This is a genomic window from Agrobacterium albertimagni AOL15, assembly GCF_000300855.1.
Taxonomy (GTDB): domain Bacteria; phylum Pseudomonadota; class Alphaproteobacteria; order Rhizobiales; family Rhizobiaceae; genus Allorhizobium; species Allorhizobium albertimagni.
Genome location: NZ_ALJF01000014.1, coordinates 1 through 17,745, shown reverse-complemented (window position 1 = coordinate 17,745; position 17,745 = coordinate 1). Strand labels below are relative to the sequence as shown.

General features: G+C 61.7%; 16 protein-coding genes and 1 tRNA gene. 8 read left to right on the top strand and 9 right to left on the bottom strand.

Annotated elements, in window-relative coordinates:
* Nucleotides 1-32: 32 nt before the first annotated feature.
* The 3 genes from QWE_RS18535 to tgt all read left to right on the top strand — a co-directional run bounded on the left by QWE_RS18535 (nucleotide 33) and on the right by tgt (nucleotide 2,861).
* Nucleotides 33-542, top strand: coding sequence for a peptidylprolyl isomerase (locus QWE_RS18535; RefSeq protein WP_006727704.1), 510 nt, complete (start codon nucleotides 33-35; stop codon nucleotides 540-542).
* A 90-nt stretch (nucleotides 543-632) separates the two neighbouring features.
* On the top strand, nucleotides 633-1,727 hold the full coding sequence (gene queA, locus QWE_RS18530) for a tRNA preQ1(34) S-adenosylmethionine ribosyltransferase-isomerase QueA (RefSeq protein WP_006727703.1): 1,095 nt from the start codon (nucleotides 633-635) through the stop codon (nucleotides 1,725-1,727).
* A gap of 3 nt (nucleotides 1,728-1,730) precedes the next feature.
* Nucleotides 1,731-2,861: a tRNA guanosine(34) transglycosylase Tgt gene (tgt, locus tag QWE_RS18525; RefSeq protein WP_006727702.1), complete on the top strand. Its 1,131-nt coding sequence runs from the start codon at nucleotides 1,731-1,733 to the stop codon at nucleotides 2,859-2,861.
* A gap of 45 nt (nucleotides 2,862-2,906) precedes the next feature.
* Here the strand turns inward: tgt and QWE_RS18520 are convergent, their stop codons facing one another.
* On the bottom strand, nucleotides 2,907-3,347 hold the full coding sequence (locus QWE_RS18520; RefSeq protein WP_240532583.1) for a DUF4864 domain-containing protein: 441 nt from the start codon (nucleotides 3,345-3,347) through the stop codon (nucleotides 2,907-2,909).
* A gap of 237 nt (nucleotides 3,348-3,584) precedes the next feature.
* Between QWE_RS18520 and QWE_RS18515 the strand changes: the two genes are divergently transcribed.
* The 3 genes from QWE_RS18515 to QWE_RS18505 all read left to right on the top strand — a co-directional run bounded on the left by QWE_RS18515 (nucleotide 3,585) and on the right by QWE_RS18505 (nucleotide 7,555).
* On the top strand, nucleotides 3,585-6,071 hold the full coding sequence (locus QWE_RS18515) for a glycoside hydrolase family 3 C-terminal domain-containing protein (protein WP_006727700.1): 2,487 nt from the start codon (nucleotides 3,585-3,587) through the stop codon (nucleotides 6,069-6,071).
* A 101-nt stretch (nucleotides 6,072-6,172) separates the two neighbouring features.
* Complete coding sequence (locus QWE_RS18510; protein ID WP_006727699.1) at nucleotides 6,173-6,928, top strand: metallophosphoesterase; 756 nt, start codon at nucleotides 6,173-6,175, stop codon at nucleotides 6,926-6,928.
* A gap of 72 nt (nucleotides 6,929-7,000) precedes the next feature.
* Nucleotides 7,001-7,555: a hypothetical protein gene (locus tag QWE_RS18505; protein ID WP_006727698.1), complete on the top strand. Its 555-nt coding sequence runs from the start codon at nucleotides 7,001-7,003 to the stop codon at nucleotides 7,553-7,555.
* Nucleotides 7,556-7,753: 198 nt separating this feature from the next.
* Here QWE_RS18505 and QWE_RS18500 read toward each other — a convergent pair whose 3' ends face one another.
* Nucleotides 7,754-8,884 (bottom strand): HPP family protein, encoded by a 1,131-nt coding sequence (locus QWE_RS18500; protein ID WP_052018228.1) that lies wholly within the window; start codon nucleotides 8,882-8,884, stop codon nucleotides 7,754-7,756.
* Nucleotides 8,885-9,076: 192 nt separating this feature from the next.
* Between QWE_RS18500 and QWE_RS18495 the strand changes: the two genes are divergently transcribed.
* Nucleotides 9,077-9,376, top strand: a complete 300-nt coding sequence (locus QWE_RS18495; RefSeq protein ID WP_006727696.1) for a hypothetical protein — start codon at nucleotides 9,077-9,079, stop codon at nucleotides 9,374-9,376.
* A 73-nt stretch (nucleotides 9,377-9,449) separates the two neighbouring features.
* Here the strand turns inward: QWE_RS18495 and QWE_RS18490 are convergent, their stop codons facing one another.
* The 7 genes from QWE_RS18490 to QWE_RS18460 all read right to left on the bottom strand — a co-directional run bounded on the left by QWE_RS18490 (nucleotide 9,450) and on the right by QWE_RS18460 (nucleotide 16,945).
* Nucleotides 9,450-10,268 (bottom strand): MBL fold metallo-hydrolase, encoded by an 819-nt coding sequence (locus QWE_RS18490; RefSeq protein ID WP_006727695.1) that lies wholly within the window; start codon nucleotides 10,266-10,268, stop codon nucleotides 9,450-9,452.
* A gap of 10 nt (nucleotides 10,269-10,278) precedes the next feature.
* On the bottom strand, nucleotides 10,279-11,064 hold the full coding sequence (locus QWE_RS18485; RefSeq protein ID WP_006727694.1) for a TatD family hydrolase: 786 nt from the start codon (nucleotides 11,062-11,064) through the stop codon (nucleotides 10,279-10,281).
* 3 nt (nucleotides 11,065-11,067) lie between these two features.
* Nucleotides 11,068-12,684 (bottom strand): methionine--tRNA ligase, encoded by a 1,617-nt coding sequence (gene metG / locus QWE_RS18480; RefSeq protein ID WP_276307003.1) that lies wholly within the window; start codon nucleotides 12,682-12,684, stop codon nucleotides 11,068-11,070.
* 124 nt (nucleotides 12,685-12,808) lie between these two features.
* Complete coding sequence (locus QWE_RS18475; RefSeq protein WP_006727692.1) at nucleotides 12,809-13,834, bottom strand: DNA polymerase III subunit delta'; 1,026 nt, start codon at nucleotides 13,832-13,834, stop codon at nucleotides 12,809-12,811.
* The gene (gene tmk, locus QWE_RS18470; RefSeq protein WP_006727691.1) at nucleotides 13,831-14,526 is read right to left on the bottom strand and encodes a dTMP kinase; all 696 of its coding nucleotides are present in this window, start codon (nucleotides 14,524-14,526) and stop codon (nucleotides 13,831-13,833) included. The genes QWE_RS18475 and tmk overlap by 4 nt, the downstream gene beginning before the upstream one ends.
* Nucleotides 14,527-14,645: 119 nt before the next feature.
* On the bottom strand, nucleotides 14,646-15,818 hold the full coding sequence (locus tag QWE_RS18465; RefSeq protein WP_006727690.1) for a D-alanyl-D-alanine carboxypeptidase family protein: 1,173 nt from the start codon (nucleotides 15,816-15,818) through the stop codon (nucleotides 14,646-14,648).
* A 62-nt stretch (nucleotides 15,819-15,880) separates the two neighbouring features.
* On the bottom strand, nucleotides 15,881-16,945 hold the full coding sequence (locus QWE_RS18460; protein WP_006727689.1) for a septal ring lytic transglycosylase RlpA family protein: 1,065 nt from the start codon (nucleotides 16,943-16,945) through the stop codon (nucleotides 15,881-15,883).
* 289 nt (nucleotides 16,946-17,234) lie between these two features.
* On the opposite strand from QWE_RS18460, the gene QWE_RS18455 reads away from it, so the two are divergent.
* Nucleotides 17,235-17,324 (top strand) — tRNA-Ser (locus QWE_RS18455).
* Nucleotides 17,325-17,745 lie beyond the last annotated feature (421 nt).

The following is a 17,745-nucleotide window of genomic DNA, read 5'->3' as shown; positions in this document are numbered from 1 at the left end:
TGGGCGAGAAGCCCCAACCAAGGAGAAACACCATGGCCGAGATCAAGGATCCGGAAAACACCATCCTGATGGAAACCACCAAGGGCAAGGTCGTCATCGCGCTCTTCCCGGATCTGGCCCCTGGCCATGTTGCCCGCATCAAGGAACTGTCGCGTGAAGGCGCCTATGACGGCGTTGTCTTCCACCGCGTCATCCCTGACTTCATGGCGCAGACGGGTGACGTCAAGTTCGGCAAGAAGGGCGGCGCAGACTTCAACCCTGGCCGCGCCGGCATGGGCGGTTCGGACAAGCCTGACCTGAAGGCTGAATTCTCGGCCACGCCGCATGTTCGCGGCACCTGCTCCATGGCGCGCTCGCAGAGCCCGAACTCGGCCAATTCGCAGTTCTTCGTCTGCTTCACCGATGCGCCATGGCTCAACAAGCAATACTCTGTCTGGGGCCAGGTCATCGAAGGCATGGACATCATCGACCAGATCAAGAAGGGCGAGCCTGTCAGCGATCCCGATTCGATCGTCTCGATGAAGGTTGCCGCCGACGCCTGATTGGCTTCATCTTCGGAAGCCCGCCTCGGTGCATGGCACCCGGGCGGGTTTTCGCGTTTAGACCCGCCAAGCCAGACCTGATGGAAAGCGATGCGTGTAGATCTCTTCGATTTCGACCTGCCGGACGACAATATTGCGCTGAGGCCCGCGAGCCCGCGGGATCATGCGCGTTTTCTCGTCGTCCGCCCGGAGGACGAACCCGTTCTCGAAGACCATCATGTCTATGATCTGCCGTCCTTCTTGAGGCCCGGCGATGCGCTTGTGTTCAACGACACCAAGGTCATTCCGGCGCAGCTCGAGGGCATCCGGCATAGGGAAGGCGCCGAGGAGATCGCCGTCTCATGCACGTTGCACATGCGCGTCAGTACCTCCAGGTGGAAGGCCTTTGCCAAGCCCGGCAAGCGTATCAAGCAGGGTGATCGCATCGATTTCGGTGTCGGGCAGGGTGAGAGCGCGGCCTGCCTTGCGGGTTCGCTCGTCGCAACCGTCGCCGAAAAGGGGGAGGCGGGCGAAATCACCCTCGCCTTCGATCTCTCTGGCCCCGATCTCGATCAGGCCATCGCCACCGTCGGCCATATCCCGCTTCCGCCCTACATCGCCGCCAAGCGGCCGGAGGACGAAAAGGATCGCGCCGACTACCAGACCATCTATGCCCGCGAAGAGGGCGCCGTTGCGGCCCCGACCGCTGGCCTGCATTTCACGCCAGATCTCTTCGCCAAGCTCGACGCCGCCGGTATCGAACGTCACTTTGTCACCCTGCATGTCGGCGCCGGCACCTTCCTGCCGGTGAAGGCTGATGATACCGCCGAGCACAAGATGCACGAGGAAATCGGCCATATCGACGCGAAGACGGCTGCTGCCCTGAATGCGGTGCGCGCGCGCGGCAATCGGATCATCGCCGTCGGCACGACCTCGCTTCGCCTGCTGGAGAGTGCCGCCGAAGACAATGGCCACATTCCAGCCTGGTCGGGTGCAACCGGCATCTTCATCACGCCCGGCTATCGCTTCAAGGCGGTGGACTTGCTGATGACCAATTTTCACCTGCCCAAATCCACACTCTTCATGCTGGTGTCCGCCTTTGCCGGCCTCGACACGATGCGCCAGGCCTATGCCCACGCCATCGAGACCGGCTACCGCTTCTACTCCTATGGCGATTCCAGCCTTCTCTTCCGGAAAGACGACTGACCGATGTCCGAGAATTTTACCTTCAATCTCAAGGCCACCAGCGGCAAGGCGCGCCTCGGCGAGATCACCATGCCGCGCGGCACGATCCGCACGCCGGCCTTCATGCCTGTTGGAACCGTCGGCACGGTCAAGGCGATGTATCTCGATCAGGTCAAGGAAGGCGGTGCCGACATCATCCTCGGCAACACCTATCACCTGATGCTGCGCCCCGGTCCTGAACGCGTTGCCCGTCTCGGCGGTCTGCATGAACTGATCCGCTGGCCCGGCCCGATCCTGACCGATAGCGGAGGCTTCCAGGTCATGTCGTTGTCGGGTCTACGCAAGCTCGACGAGCAGGGCGTGACCTTCAAGAGCCATGTCGACGGCTCGCTGCACCACATGTCGCCGGAGCGCTCGATCGAGATCCAGGGCCTGCTCGACAGCGACATCCAGATGCAGCTCGACGAATGCGTGGCGCTGCCCAACGAGCCGCGCGAGATCGAACGCGCCATGGAACTGTCGCTGCGCTGGGCCGAACGTTGCCGCGTGGCCTTCGGCAACCAGCCCGGCAAGGCTATGTTCGGTATCGTCCAGGGCGGCGACCAGCCGGCACTGCGCATCCGCTCGGCGGAGGGCCTGAAGCAGCTCGATCTGAAGGGTTACTCCATCGGCGGTCTTGCCGTCGGCGAGCCGCAGGCCGTCATGCTCGACATGCTGCGCATCACGCTGCCGGTGCTTCCCACCGAAAAGCCGCGTTACCTGATGGGCGTCGGCACGCCTGACGATATGCTGAAATCGGTCGCAGAGGGTATCGACATGTTCGATTGCGTGATGCCGACCCGTTCCGGCCGCCACGGTCTCGCCTTCACCCGACGCGGCAAGGTCAACATCCGCAATGCCCGTCACGCCGAGGATATGCGCCCGCTCGACGAGCAGTCCTCCTGCCCCGCGACCCGCGACTATTCGCGCGCCTATCTGCACCACCTGGTGCGTTCGAATGAAGCGCTCGGCGGTATGCTCCTGTCCTGGAACAACCTCAGCTACTATCAGGAGCTGATGCAGGGAATCCGCCAGGCGATCGCCGAGGACCGCTTTGAGGACTTCAAGGCCGAAACGATCGAGATGTGGGCACGCGGCGATATCGACCCGGTCTGATGGACGTCAGGGCAGGGTGGTCATGCCGCGCACCCATCTGTCAGATCAGATGCCCTGACTGTTGGTTTCGCGTTTGATGCGGACACCGTTGATGGCGAACTGCCCATCGCGCTGGCGCTTCAACTCGTAATAGACGGCCCAGTCCTTGCCGTCGGGCGCCGAGATCAGCACTTCCTGATAGGCGACCGTGCCGTCAGGCGAGACCTGGTGGCGGCCGAAGGCGTAGTTGCCGGGCCGGTAGACCGGGCCATAGCTCTTCTTCACCATTTCGAAGAAGCGTTCGGCATTGGGAAAGACCGACTTGATCTCCGGCGAGGCAAAGGAATAGGCGGTCGTCGCGTCATCGTTGAGGAAGGCTGCGATCTGCTGCTCGATGACATCTTTCGCGAGGCCTGCGACCTCGGTTTTCACATCCTGCTGGGCCATGGCCGGGGCAGCGAGCAGGCCGGCCGTGAGAAATAGGGCAACTCCAATCCGCATGCTCATCATCATCCCCTTGTTTCAGGAAGTCCGAATTAAAAGGATAGGACGATTCGCCGGGACGAAAAGGCCTGATGACAATTTGATGTCGCTCATCGCGAGATCGTGAGCAGAGGCGCACGGTTGACCCTGCCCAAGGCTGGACAAGGCACGCCGAAAACCGCTTTAAAGCAGAACGGATAAGCGCGGTTGCAACGTGGCCGCGAGTAATGCTGACTGCCTAGCGTGACGAGGAGCCCTGCCATGCTCGACCAATTGCTCGACCAGATGACACTCGAAGAGCAGGTAGCTCTGCTGGCCGGCGCGGATTTCTGGACTACAGTTGCTGTCGAACGCCTCGGCATTCCCAAGATCAAGGTGACCGACGGGCCGAACGGCGCACGGGGCGGGGGCTCGCTGGTCGGCGGTGTGAAATCGGCCTGCTTCCCCGCAGCCATCGGCATCGGGGCCAGCTGGAACCCCGAGCTGGTGCGCGAGATGGGCGTAGCACTGGCCGAGGAAGCGAAGACGAAAAGTGCCCGCGTGCTGCTCGCACCGACCGTCAACATTCATCGTTCGGGTCTCAATGGTCGCAACTTCGAATGCTATTCGGAGGACCCGATGCTGACCTCGGCGCTGGCAGTGGCCTATATCGAGGGGGTGCAGTCGCAGGGCATCGCCGCCACGATCAAGCATTTCATTGCCAATGACAGCGAAGTCGAGCGGCAGACCATGTCGTCGGATCTCGACGAACGCACCCTACGTGAAATCTATCTGCCGCCCTTCGAAGCCGCGGTAAAACAGGCCGGCGTCTGGGCGATCATGTCCTCCTACAACCGCCTGAACGGGGTCTGGACCAGCGAAAACCACTGGCTGCTGACGGAACTCTTGCGCGAGGAATGGGGCTATGACGGCATCGTCATGTCCGATTGGTTCGGCTCGCATACGACGGAAGCTTCTGTCATCGGCGGCCTTGATCTCGAAATGCCTGGTCCGACGCGCGATCGCGGGGACAAACTGGTGGCTGCCGTTCGCGAGGGTAGGGTGCCAGCGGAAACCGTCAAGGCCGCCGCCCGCCGCATCCTGCTGCTCCTGGAGCGCGTTGGCTCTTTCGCAGATCCCTCGATGCATGAGGAACGGGCCGTTGACCGGCCAGAGCATCGTGCCCTGATCCGTAAGCTTGGCGCAGACGGCATGGTGCTCCTGAAAAACGACGGCATCCTGCCATTCGACAAGGCGGCGCTCGACCGGATCGCCGTGATTGGTCCGAATGCCGCCGAATCGCGCGTCATGGGCGGCGGCAGCGCCCAGATCAATGCGCATTACAAGGTGAGCCCGCTCGAGGGCATCAAGAGCGCGCTCTCCGGCACCAACCGGGTGATCCATCTGAAGGCCTGCCGGAACAATCGCCTGACGCAGATGATCCGCGGCGAGGTCTCGGTCGAGTTCTTCCACGGGCGCGACTGGTCCGGCCCGGCCGTTCATAGCTCGACGGCTGAAGAAAGCCAGTTCTTCTGGCTCGACATGCCGGATGGCTCGCTCAACCCACGGAATTTTTCTGCCCGCGTGACGACCCGCTTCCGTCCGGAAGAGACGGGCTCGCATGTCTTCGGCCTCACCAATGCGGGCTTCGCCAAGCTCTATGTCGATGGTGAACTAGTCGTGGATGGCGAAACCGGCTGGGCGAAGGGCGACAATTTCTTCGGCCTCGGGAATACCGAAGTGCGTGTCGAAAAGCCGCTCGAAGCCGGCCGCACTTACGAGATCCGTGTTGATTATCGCGCGATGCCTGAGGGTTATGAGGGCATCGAGATCCGTGCCGTCCGCTTCGGCGTGGAATTCCCGACCTCCGATGCGGCGATTGCCGAAGCTGTCGAACAGGCAAAGGCCTGCGATGTGGCCGTGCTGGTCGTCGGCCGGGAAGGGGAGTGGGATACCGAAGGCCTCGACCTGCCCAACATGCGCCTGCCCGGGCGGCAGGAGGAACTGATCGAGAAGGTCGCAGCGGTCAATCCGCGCACCGTTGTCGTCCTCCAGACCGGCGGCCCGGTCGAAATGCCATGGCTCGACAAGGTGTCGGCGGTCATCGAGGCCTGGTATCCGGGTCAGGAGGCCGGCAATGCGATTGCCGACGTGCTCTTCGGCGATGCCGAACCCGGCGGCCGTCTGCCGCAGACCTTCCCACAGCGTCTTTCCGACAATTCCGCCATTACAGGTGATCCCAGAACGTATCCGGGCGAGAACGGCCATGTCGTCTACGCGGAAGGCCTCGCGGTCGGCTACCGGCACCATGATGCGGATGGCGTCAAGCCGCTCTTCCCCTTCGGTTTCGGCCTGTCTTACACGAGCTTCGACTGGTCCGCACCGCGTTCTTTCAGCACCGAGATGGGTCCGGACGGCGTCACTGTTGAGGTCAAGGTCAAGAATTCAGGCAAGCGGGCAGGGGCCGAGCTGGTACAGCTCTATGTCAAGCCTAAGTCCGCGCGCCTGCCGCGCCCGGTCAAAGAGCTCAAGGCCTTTGCAAAGCTTGCCATTCCGGCAGGTCAGACGGCGACAGCCAAGCTCTCGATCGGGATCCGCGATCTCGCCTATTTCGATCCGCAGGCCCGGGACTGGATCGCCGAAGCGGGCGACTACGAGCTCGTGATTGCCGCCAATGCGGAAGACATTCGGGCCGTTCTGCCACTGCGGCTTGTCGCTGAGTGGCGGGAAGGGGGGTCTGCCCCACCTCTGCCAGGTGTCGTTGACTGAAGCAGTAGGGCGGGATGTCGGGACCTCGCCGTCTCTTGCCGAAGTGCCAGAATCCGCTAGAAGGCTAACATGTTTTCCAATCCTTTCCGGATCCGCTGAGCATGCGCCTCTTTCTCGGATCCGATTTTCATGTCGATTACCGTCAGAACCTTGACTGGCTGCGTGGCCTCTCTCGCGCAGACTTCACCGATGACGTGCTGATCGTCGCCGGCGATCTCTCCGACGAACTCGATCTGGTGAAAGCCAGTTTCGACGAACTGGTGCCGCGCTATGCCAAGCTGCTCTTTCTGCCGGGCAATCACGATCTATGGACGGCGAGAAGCGGGAAGGGACCCTCCTTCGAGAAATTCGAGACGCTGAACGCGCTTTGCCGGGACTACGGCATCGAGACAGGGTCGCTCGCGCTTGGCCAGACGCTGATCGTGCCTTTGCTCGCCTGGTATGATTATTCCTTCGGCGAACCCGGTCCGACCATTCGCCGCGGCTGGATGGACTTCTACAAATGCAATTGGGAGGGCCTTGCGCCTGCGGAGGTTGCCGCGCGTTTCGACGCCATGAATGTCATCCCGGACACGTCTGGCTACGCCACCGTCTACAGTGTCTCACATTTCGTGCCGCGCATCGACCTGATGCCAGCGCGCTATCCGGAAAAGCACAAGGCGCTGTTTCCGGTGCTCGGCACCAACAGGCTCGAAGCGCGGATCCGGGCGCTCGGCGCATCCAAGCATTTTTACGGCCACAGTCACCTGAACCGCAACAAGGAGATCGACGGCGTCACCTACATCAACAACGCCTTTGGCTATCCCTCGGAGACGGAAATCTCGGCCAAGACCATCCTGCATGTGGCAGATCTCTAAGGGCGACTGGCAGCGATCGAGATTTGCCGAGTTGAGCTGTGCTCTTAAGAACGAAAAAGGACGTGAACGGAGATGGCGCTGGAAACTCTTCAGTCGCTCGCTGTACCAGCCGCCACTGCAATCGCGGGCGGCTACATCTTGGTGTTATGCGTTACGCGGCTCAGACGCGTCATCGTCCCACAGGTGAAGCACCGGTTCTCCGCTGCGGGCGGACCCCAGCAATTCGTGCTGCCGGCCGCGGGACGATATACGATCTGCGTCGTCATCCCGCCGCTGACCTTCATTGCCGGTACGTCGCATTTCTCCGCGTCTTTTGCGATCACGAACCGCGACACAGGCGCGCCGTGCGACTATCGCTCCCATGGTCGAGCGCTGTTTCAGGTGAGACGATCGGACATGCGGGGACGAAGGATCATTCCGCTTGGCTCATTCAATTGTGATGCTCCGGGGCGCTTCGAGATCGTCTGCCGCAATCCAGACGTGATACGGCAGAATTTCGAACTGGAAATCTCACCGCATGTTTCGGCGATCCGGCTTGTCGCTTTGGTCCTCGCGACGATCGCGTCTTCAACCGTCTTGATCGGTGGCGTGGTGTTGTCGGCTCTGCGCGTCACGGGGGCGATCTGAGGATCGCCTGGGGCCGAGCTCTGCGCCATTCAACTGGATCGGACGACTGACGTCGGATCATTGTCAACGGGAGAAGGCCGGGAACGGCGGAGCCTGCCCGGAAAGACAACATCCAAAGATCGCATAAGATAGATTATGGAACTCATGAACGTCACGGGTGTGGGGCGCGAGTGCGTGAGTTGCCACGGCGCCTCCGCCTCAGACCGCCGTGGGCGTCGTCATTGTAGCACCGTGAGCCAGGCTCCGGGCCAAGGTCGCAAGCAGATCGGTCTGCGACACCACGCCGAGCACGCGTCTGTCGTCGTCGGTGACAATGACGATGTGGCTCAGACCATCCGTCAGTCTCGGCAGCAATGCGACCGCCGGTTCGCTCGGCCTGGCGGTCACGGCTTCGGCTACTGGCAGACGAACCGTATCCATTGCTGCGGCCAGCTCGCGCAGACCGACCTGGCCAATCAGTCGGCCTGTCTGGTCCAGGATCGGCAGCGTCCGGATCTTGTGCTGCAACAGCAGCCGCTGCGCTTCTTCCGGTGTTTCGTCGGCCATCACTGTGACGACATCGCATGACATGACGTCGGCCACAGCCAGCGCTGCATGCTGGCGGATGAGTGCCTCGTGCTCGACCTCACGCAACAAGGCGTCGAGATCGTCACGGCTGATATCGAGCGTTTCCTGGTTCTTGGCGATGGCTGCATCGATGTCGGCGCTGGTGAAGCCGACACGCAAGGCTGGCGGGACATCCTTCGTTTCATGCTGATTGACGGGCGCCACCGCCGGACGATGGGGATAGCATCGTCCGGCCAGCCGATGGAACAGCATGCCGAGCGCGACCAGGATCAGGGCATTGATCGCCACCGGCACCAGCGGAAACCAGAAGCCCGATCTTGCGACCGCCGCACCTCCTATCACGGCCGTCAGTGCAGCAGCACCGCCCGGCGGATGCAGCGACCGGGTCAGTGACATGGCGAGGATCGCGAGTGAAACCGCAAGCCCCACGGCGAGAAGCGGATCGGAAACCAGGTGCGCGACGGCCACGCCGACCAGAGCGGAAATCGTATTGCCGCCGACGATCGGCCATGGCTGAGCCAGCGGACTCGCCGGAACGGCGAACAAAAGCACGGCAGAAGCGCCCATCGGGGCCACGATCAAAGGCAGTTGCGGATCTCCGCCGATCGCCAGATTGCAGACCATTCCGGTCAGGCAGATGCCGATCAGCGCACCCAGGCAACCAATGAGCCGATCACCAAGTGTCGCGCCGGTCAGTATGGGTGCGAAGAACGGTCGATCTCCGAGCCAGCCGGCTATCTGCCGCAGACGCGTGCGGCGCATGAAGTTCATCGCGGAAACGCCTCCAACTGCTTATCTTTTCCGCACTAAGCCCAAATTTACGGCAATGCAACATGTGTCTCGGCGGGAAGGCAGAGGCAGATCGGTTTTCATGAGCCGATATCGATCCCCCTCGCCCATTTGGCCGCAGTGGCACACGGCTTGCTCGGCAGTCTCCGTCAGCACGGAGCGCCCATGGATCTTAGCCCTGCACTTCTCGTCATTGCCTGCGCCGCCAGTCTGCCCAGTGCAGGTCTGATGCTTTGGAAAACGGCTGACGGGACCTCCGAAATCGAGATGACCCTCGGAGCAACAGTGGTGATCATCTGCCTTGGATTGGTGCTCGCAAATGCCTCGATGGGATGGTGGGCGGTCGCCGTGATTGCGGCTTTCTGTGCTCCCAAGCTGATCCTCCAGCGCGAGATCCGCTGGCCGCTGCTTACGCTCGGAACGGCCGCTTTCGTTCTCTATCTGGTGAGAGTCGAACTCGTTTAGTCGTCCTCAATCCGAAAAAAGCATATAGAAGCAATGTTTTCTAAGGCGTTTCTATAGTCACCTAGCAATATAGTCAGATAACTATCTGAATTTCCACGGCATGACCATCATAACCCGGCTCGACAGCCGGCGGCGTCTCGCCCATGACGGTTTCATAGTCGAGCGGCGTGTGCATGTGCGTCAGCACGGCATGGCCAGGCGAAAACCGTGCGATCCAGTCGAGCGCCTGATCGAGGGACAGATGGCTTGGATGCGGCCTGTATTGAAGGGCATCGATGTAGAGCAGATCGAGGCCGCCAAGCTTGGCAACCGTCGCATCGGGGAAATCCGATACGTCGCAGCAATAGGCGACATTGCCGATCCTGAGGCCGAGCGAGATGATGTCGCCATGCTGCTGCTCCAGCGGCAAGAGTGATATGGGCCCGCCTGCGCCGTCGATGACAATCGGTTCTGCCATGTCCTCGATGATGTGGGGTGCCACGATCGGCGGATAGCCACTACCCGGCGGCGTCCTCAGGCAGTAGCCGAAGCCTTCCTCGATGCGGGCCATGGTCGCGGGCTCCGCATAAATCGGAATGCGGTTCTTCTGCGTGATGAAGTAGCCTCTGAGATCATCGATCCCATGTAGGTGGTCGGCATGCGCATGGCTGTAAACCACGGCATCGATATACTCGACCCGGGCGCGGATCATCTGCTCGCGAAAGTCGGGGCCGGTATCGACGACGACCGTCGTCTTGCCACCATTAGGTCCGATCTGCTCGATCAAGAAGGATGCGCGGGTGCGCCGATTGCGCGGATTGTTGGGGTCGCAATTGCCCCAGTCGCCATTGATCCGGGGCACACCTGGAGACGACGAGCAACCGAGCAGCGTGAACCGGCGCGTGACCTGCATCAGGGTTCCCTCAGCTCAGCCTTGGCATTTTCGAAAAGCAGCGGAAGGCGTTCTCTGTCGTCACGTCTGCCATCTCCGCGTAGCTCACGCCCTTGACCTCGGCCAGAACCTCGGCCGTGTTGACCACATAGGACGGTTCGTTGCGTTTTCCACGCCAGCGCTTCGGCGCGAGATAAGGCGCGTCCGTCTCGACGAGTAGGCGGTCCATCGGCACCGACTTTGCGATCTCGCGCAATTCCTCCGATTTTGGAAAGGTGACGATGCCGGAGAAGGAGACATAGCCACCAAGTGCTACGCCGGTATCGGCAAGCGCCTGACCGGACGAGAAGCAATGCAGGATGAAGGGAAAGGCGCCCTTCCCTGTTTCTTCCGTCAGGATTGCAGCCATGTCCTCATCGGCGCTGCGGCTGTGGATGACGAGCGGCAGCCCCGTGCGCCGGGCCGCCTCGATGTGGCGGATCAGGCCCGTCTTCTGGTCCTCGGGCTTCTGCGTGTCGTAGAAATAGTCGAGCCCCGCCTCGCCGATCGCCACGATCTTTTCGTGGCTTTCCGCCAGCCGCACCAGCTCGTCCGCCGTCACGTCCAGCTCTTCATTGGCATTGTTCGGATGCGTGCCGACCGAGCAGAAGACGCTGGGATATTGCTCGGTGAGCGAAAGCAGCGTCTCGAGCTTCCTGACCCTGGTCGAGATCGTCACCATCTGCTTGACGCCCGCCTGATGGGCGCGCGTGACCAGTTCGTCACGCTCGCTATCGAAATCGGCGAAGTCCAGATGGCAGTGGGTATCGATCAGCATCGGTCAGGCCTTGCCCGCTTCCGGAGCGACGTAGCGCGGATAGACCGGCGACGGTGCCGGCAGTTCGGTTCCTGGCTGCAGACGACCGGCAGCGCCGAGCTTGGCGAAGACGCGATCTTCCTCAGCCACGGCGACCAGATCGAGGATCTTCGCGGAGGTTTCCGGCATGATCGGCTGGAACAGGATCGCAATCTGGCGAACGACGTCGGCCGTCACATAAAGCACCGTGCCCATGCGCGCCTCGTCGGTCTTCTTCAGAACCCACGGCGCTTGTGCTGCGAAGTAGCGGTCGGCTTCGTTGACGATGTTGATGATGGCGGCGACCGCCTTGTGGATCTGCTGCTTGCCCATCTCTTCGCGGCAGATGTCGATCGCCTCGTCGGCAATCTTCAGGATCGCCTCGTCTTCTGCGGTGAGCGGACCGGGTGTCGGCACCCTGCCCTCGCAGTTCTTGTTGATCATCGACAGCGAGCGCGACGCCAGATTGCCGATGCCATTTGCGAGGTCGGCATTGATACGCGTGCCGATCCCTTCTTCCGAATAGCTGCCGTCCTGGCCGAAGGAGACTTCGCGCAGGAAGAAATAGCGCACCTGGTCGAGGCCGAAATGGTTCACAAGGTTCACCGGATCGACGACGTTGCCGAGCGACTTCGACATCTTCTCGCCCTTGTTGAGCAGGAAGCCATGGGCGTAGACACGGCGAGGCAAAGGCAGACCCGCCGACATCAGGAAGGCCGGCCAGTAGACGGCGTGGAAGCGGATGATGTCCTTGCCGATGATATGCACGTCGGCCGGCCAATACTTGGCCCGCGGACCGTTCTCGTCTTCGACATATCCCGTCGCCGTGATGTAGTTCGTCAGCGCATCGACCCAGACATACATGACATGCTTGTCGTCGCCGGGCACCTTGATGCCCCAGTCGAAGGTCGTGCGCGAGATCGACAGATCCTTGAGGCCCGACTTGACGAAGGAGATCACCTCGTTGCGGCGCTCGTTCGGACCGATGAAGTCGGGCTGGTCCTCGTAGAGTTTCAGAAGCTTGTCTTCATAGGCGGATAGCTTGAAGAAATAGCTTTCCTCTTCCACCCATTCGACCGGCGTGCCTTGCGGACCGTAGCGCACGCCGTCAGCACGCAGCTCGGTTTCCTCTTCCTGGTAATAGGCCTCGTCGCGCACCGAATACCAGCCGGCATAGCCGCCCTTGTAGACGTCACCGTTCTTCTCCATCCGGCGCCAGACTTCCTGCACCGTCTCGTGATGGCGCTGTTCGGTCGTGCGGATGAAGTCGTCGTTCGAGGAATTGAGCAGCTTGCCCATCTCGCGGAATTCGTTGGAGTTCCGCTCGGCAAGCTCTTCCGGCGAAATGCCCTCGGCGCGTGCCGTCTGCTGCATCTTCTGCCCGTGTTCGTCCGTGCCCGTCAGGAAGAACACGTCCCGACCGTCGAGCCGGTGAAACCGCGCCATGGCGTCGGTCGCGATCAGCTCATAGGCATGGCCGATATGCGGCTTGCCGTTCGGATAGGAGATGGCAGTCGTGATGTAGAAGGGATCGCTCATGGCTTCTTGTTGTCTTTTCGTCGGTTGCGATTGTCGTGTGCTGTTGTCTCGGAGCGTGACCATGGCGGCGCGGGGCGGCCTGCCATGAACGGCGAAAACAAATGGGGTCGAACGCTCTTAAAACATTCCTCTGGCTTTAGGAACATCCGTTTTGCTGCAGCGCCGTGAAGATGGGTACTCGCGCCGGTCAGCGCACGATGGCCGCCAGCACGTCGAGCATGGTCTGCTTGCGATCGAGATTGTAGGCCGAGGCAATGCCGAGCTGCTGATTGATAACAGACGAGAGCCGCGCATAGTGCTCGGCGCCGGAGAGATCGCCCGCGAGCGCAAGGCTTCTCGCGGCCTCGGCCAGGTGATCGCCCAGATGTTCGACAAAGAAGCCGAAGGCGACTTCGCTATCCTTGCCCGAGAGCGCATCGGCGATCTTGAACATCATCTTGCGCTGCGCGGGCCCGGATGCAGAAAGCATCTGTTCGAAAGCATCGAGAATGTCGGCGCCACCATAATTGACGAGCTTCAACGCCCGCGCCACGCTGCCCTTGGCGAGCGTCAACACGGCTTCGCGCTTCTCGGTCGGGATCGTGAGCCCCAGTTGTCCGAGCGCCTGATCCATCGCCTGCGGCGGCAGTTCGTGCAGCCGGAGCGGCAGGCAGCGCGAGCGAATGGTCGGCAAAAGCTTGCCTGGGGCATGGGAGAGCACCAGGAACATTGCCCGCTTCGGCGGCTCCTCGAGGATCTTCAGGATCGCGTTGGCCGCATTGCGGTTCAAATCGTCGGCCGGGTCGATGATGACGATGCGCCAGTTTCCAGTGCCGGAGGTCTGGGCGAAGAAGTGCCCGGCCTTGCGGACCTCGTCGACGGTGATTGCGGTCTTCACCCGTCCGGACTTTTCATCGACCGGTCGCGACAGATGCAGGAGATTGTGACTTGCCCCCGAGGCGAGTTGGCGGGTCACAGGATGCTCCGGATCCGGATCCGAGATGACCTCCGGTGCGCTTGTGGGATCCGGATGGCGCAAGATGTGATTGGCGAAACGAAAGGCGAGCGTCGCCTTGCCGATGCCTTCAGGCCCCTCGACCAGGATGGCGTGGTGTCCTTTGCCCGAGCGGTAGCTGCGCGCAAGAAAGGCCTCTGCGGCCTCGTGACCGAAGAGATGCCGATTGCTGACGGGTGCAATCGCCCCGTCGAGAAGCCCTGCCCTCTCTTCGCTCATGGGCGCGCCGCCTGTCCGCCATCGGCGCCAGTTGTCGCCTTGCGCGCAATGACCTCGACCACCTCGGACAGAATATCGCTGGCGATCCGTCCCTGGTCGAGCGACGCATCGATGACGCGGCAGCGTTCCGGTTCACGGCTGGCAATATCGAGGAAGCCCTGTCTGCGCTTCTCGTGGATCTCGAGCTTTTCCTTTTCGAAGCGGTCGGGGGCGGCAGTTGCGGCCTCCTCACCTGCCCGTCTGCGGGCGCGCTGCAGGCCGACATCAGCCGGGAGGTCGAGAACGAGTGTGACATCGGGCATGGTTGTGCCGATCGAGACTCGCTCGAGGGCGGCCATCAGTGGCGGTTCGATATTGCCGGTGACACCCTGATAGACGCGGGAGGAATCGACGAAGCGGTCGCAGAGCACGATGTCGCCGCGGGCGAGTGCCGGCCGGATCACGCAATCCAGGTGATCGGCACGCGCGGCGGCAAACAGCAGCGCCTCCATCCGCACACCGAAGGCCTCGGCGGCGCCGGAGAGGAGCACATGGCGCAGCGCTTCAGCACCTGGCGATCCGCCCGGCTCGCGTGTGGTGATGACCGTATGCCCCTTGGCGCGCAGGTTATCGGCGAGAAGACGGATCTGGGTCGACTTCCCGGCCCCCTCGCCTCCCTCGAAACTCACGAACAATCCGCGCGCCGTCGTCAATGCCTTGCTACTTCCCGCCTGAAGCGTTTCAGAACCTGCCCTTTGGGGCTAGCCTACGGCTCTAAACCAAGATGGCAGCCTGCGAAACCGCTGATGACCTGGAGGCTCCAAATTTTCCGTCAGATCCAGAAGAACAGGAGTTCGATCAAGGCATCCCAGGCCCGCTGACTGAGCGTTCCGACTTCGACAGCTTCGGCACTTTTCAAGGGAACACTGACCAGCGGTCGATCGCCGGACAGGACATTGAGCGTGGCGATCTCGGCGTCGGCTGCGAGCGGCGGATTGAGCGGCCAGCGATAGACGATGCGCGCCTGCAGGCGTTCGGGATTGTTGACGGGGACATAAACTTCCACCGGCTGCGCGGCGACCAGCGGGACCTTGGACTGCGCCCCGCCATAAACGCTCGCCTCACCGATGATCTCGCCTGGCTTGAACAGCGTACGCATCTCGAAGCTGTCGAAACCCCAGCTCAGTAAACGACGCGCCTCTTCTGTCCGCTCCTTGTCGGTTGCAACGCCGCTCAGCCCCAGAAACAGCCGCCGCCCGTCGCGCTCCATCGAGGCGACAATGGCAAAGCCGCTGCCCTCGGCAAAGCCCGTCCCAAGCCCATCGGCGCCGAATGACAGAAGCGGATTGCGGTTACGCTGCAGGATCTTGTTCCACTCGAATTCCGGCAGGCCGAAGGTCTGGTATAGATCGGGATAGGTCGCCACCAGATGGCGTGAGAGCTTTACAAGATCATAGAGGGTCGACCTGTTGTCTGGATGCGGCAAACCGGTGGCATTGCCGAAACGGCTGTCGGCAAGGCCGAGTTGGGCCGCCCGCGCATTCATCCGCTCGACGAACTTCGCCTCCGATCCAGCCATGCCCTCGGCAATGATCAGGCAGCCGTCATTGGCCGTCTGCACAGCGATGCCCCTGATCAGATCGGCGACCGGAACCTGGCTTTTCACGGCCGCGAACATTGTCGAGGTGCGGGACGGTGCGCCGCCTGTCCGCCAGGCATATTCCGAGACCGGATAGATCGTTTCCGGCCTGATTTCGCCCTTTCTGAGCGCATCGAAGACCACTTCAAGCGTCATCAGCTTGGCAAGCGACGCCGGGGCAAAGCTCTGGCGCTCGTTCTTGGCGAGCAGAACCGTGCCGGTCGACGCCTCGACCAAATAGGCCTGGGCCGCCTTGGTTTCGATCAGCTGCGGTGTCGGAACGGCCTGCGCCCGTGCGGTGCTCGTGATGGACCCGTTTGGCGACAGCAATGCCAGCAGCAGGAAGGCGGAGAGGATAAGACGCATGTTCACACTTCGGCTGGCCGGCTCAACAGTGATGCGCCTATTCCAGCGCGGTCGCTGCGGGTTCAGCGCCCGCTGGAGAGCGTGATGCCGCCCTTTGCGACCGAAGCGAGAATCGAACGCTCGGTGAGGCCCTCATTGCGCACGAGAATAGCCTCGAAGGCAAGCGCGCCGGCTTCCGGACGTTCCGGTGCATAGGCTGCCGCATAGCCGGATCCGTCGTAACCGTCGATATGGTGAGGACGCGCCATCGGCATCGGCCCAAAGTCCGGAAGGGCCGCGAAGCTTTCGCCTGAGACCACGGCACTCGGGGCTGCTGCACCCGTCTGCATCAGCGCCTGAGCATCGAGCGTCTGAGATGCAGCACTGCTGCTCGGTGTCGAGCCGCTGAGTGCCGTCTGGTAGACCGGATCGACGGTCGGTCGGAACTGCGGCGTTGCGACATCGTTGGACGCGACCATGACGCCGGAGGCGATCTGGCCGCCCGGATCGATGACCGGTCCGCGCTCGCCCTTGCGGATGTAAGAGGCCATCAGATAGGGCATATCGTGGCCGTCCATGCGTGCCGGCCCGATATACTGCACCCGCACCTCACCGGTTCCGCTGTGCTTCATGTCGAGCATGTCAGCCGTCTTGCGCGACAAATCGATGATGCGCCCCTTGTGGAACGGTCCGCGATCATTGATTCGCACGATGACAGAGCTGCCGGTATTGAGATTGGTGACGCGGGCATAACTCGGCAGAGGCAATGTCGGATGTGCGGCCGACAGATGTTCCTTGTCGTAGAGCTCGCCATTGGCGGTAAGCCGGCCATGGAAGGCATCGCCGTACCAGGACGCAACACCCACCTTGTCGTAGCGCGGATTCTCCTTCGGCACGAAGGTCTTGCCCTTCACGACATAGGGCTTGCCGACCATATAGCGGCCACCACCCTTCGGGATCGGACCGCTCGCCACAACCCGCGGGCTCGCCTTAACGCCATAAACGGACTCGGCGAAATATTCCTTCGAGCGCTTTGGCTTTTCGGCCGTGTCCTTGGTGGTCGAGCAGGAGGCGGTAAAGGCACAGAGCAGGGTTAGCGCCAGCCACTTCCCGGAATTGGCCAAGAGGCCGCGCGTCGTCAGATGCATGTGTCCCACTTCAGATCGCGGGCGCTGATCATCTGCGCCCTGTCCAAGAGGCCCCCATGCCTCCCCTCACTTGCGCGCAATGAAGGCTGTGCAAAAATGGCCAAAATGGGAAAAGTCACAATTTGAACGATCGTGGCGGCCGACTTCTGCGAACATGGTTAACGCATGGTTGCTGCTCGGCGATGTCGCAACGGGTCACGGGCCCACGCATGGACCTCGCCTTTGTCGGACAATTTGCTCAGCCGCACCCTTGCCAAATCCCGCGGCTTTGCGCATAACGCAGCCGTCCGGATGGGTGTCCGAGTGGTTTAAGGAACCGGTCTTGAAAACCGGCGTGCGGGAGACCGTACCGTGGGTTCGAATCCCACCCCATCCGCCAATTTCTTATTTTGTCCATACCGCAGAAATAGGCGACAACTGAGTGCCTAACGGGTTGTCGACGTGATGCAGAGTTACCTCCCCAGCCACGGGTTTCTCTCACCATGGCATCGCGCAGGACCTTAGAACCCAGCAGCAGCCCCATGAATCAACCGGTGATCCGGAATATCGTGTACTGAAGCCCGCTGCCTCAACTGGCCATGCAGCATCTGGGCTTCAGCCATGTCATGGACGGGATGCGATACCGCCTATTCCTCTCTGAAGGCCCTCGTGATCTGGTCGGTGAATGGCTTTGCGAGGAACGAGATGACGGTTCTTTCTTCGGTTTCGATATAGACTTCGACGGGCATGCCCGGGGTGAGTTTTGTCGCGAGATCGCCGAGGTCACTGGGGGAGAACGTCACGCTGGTCTTGTAGAAGGG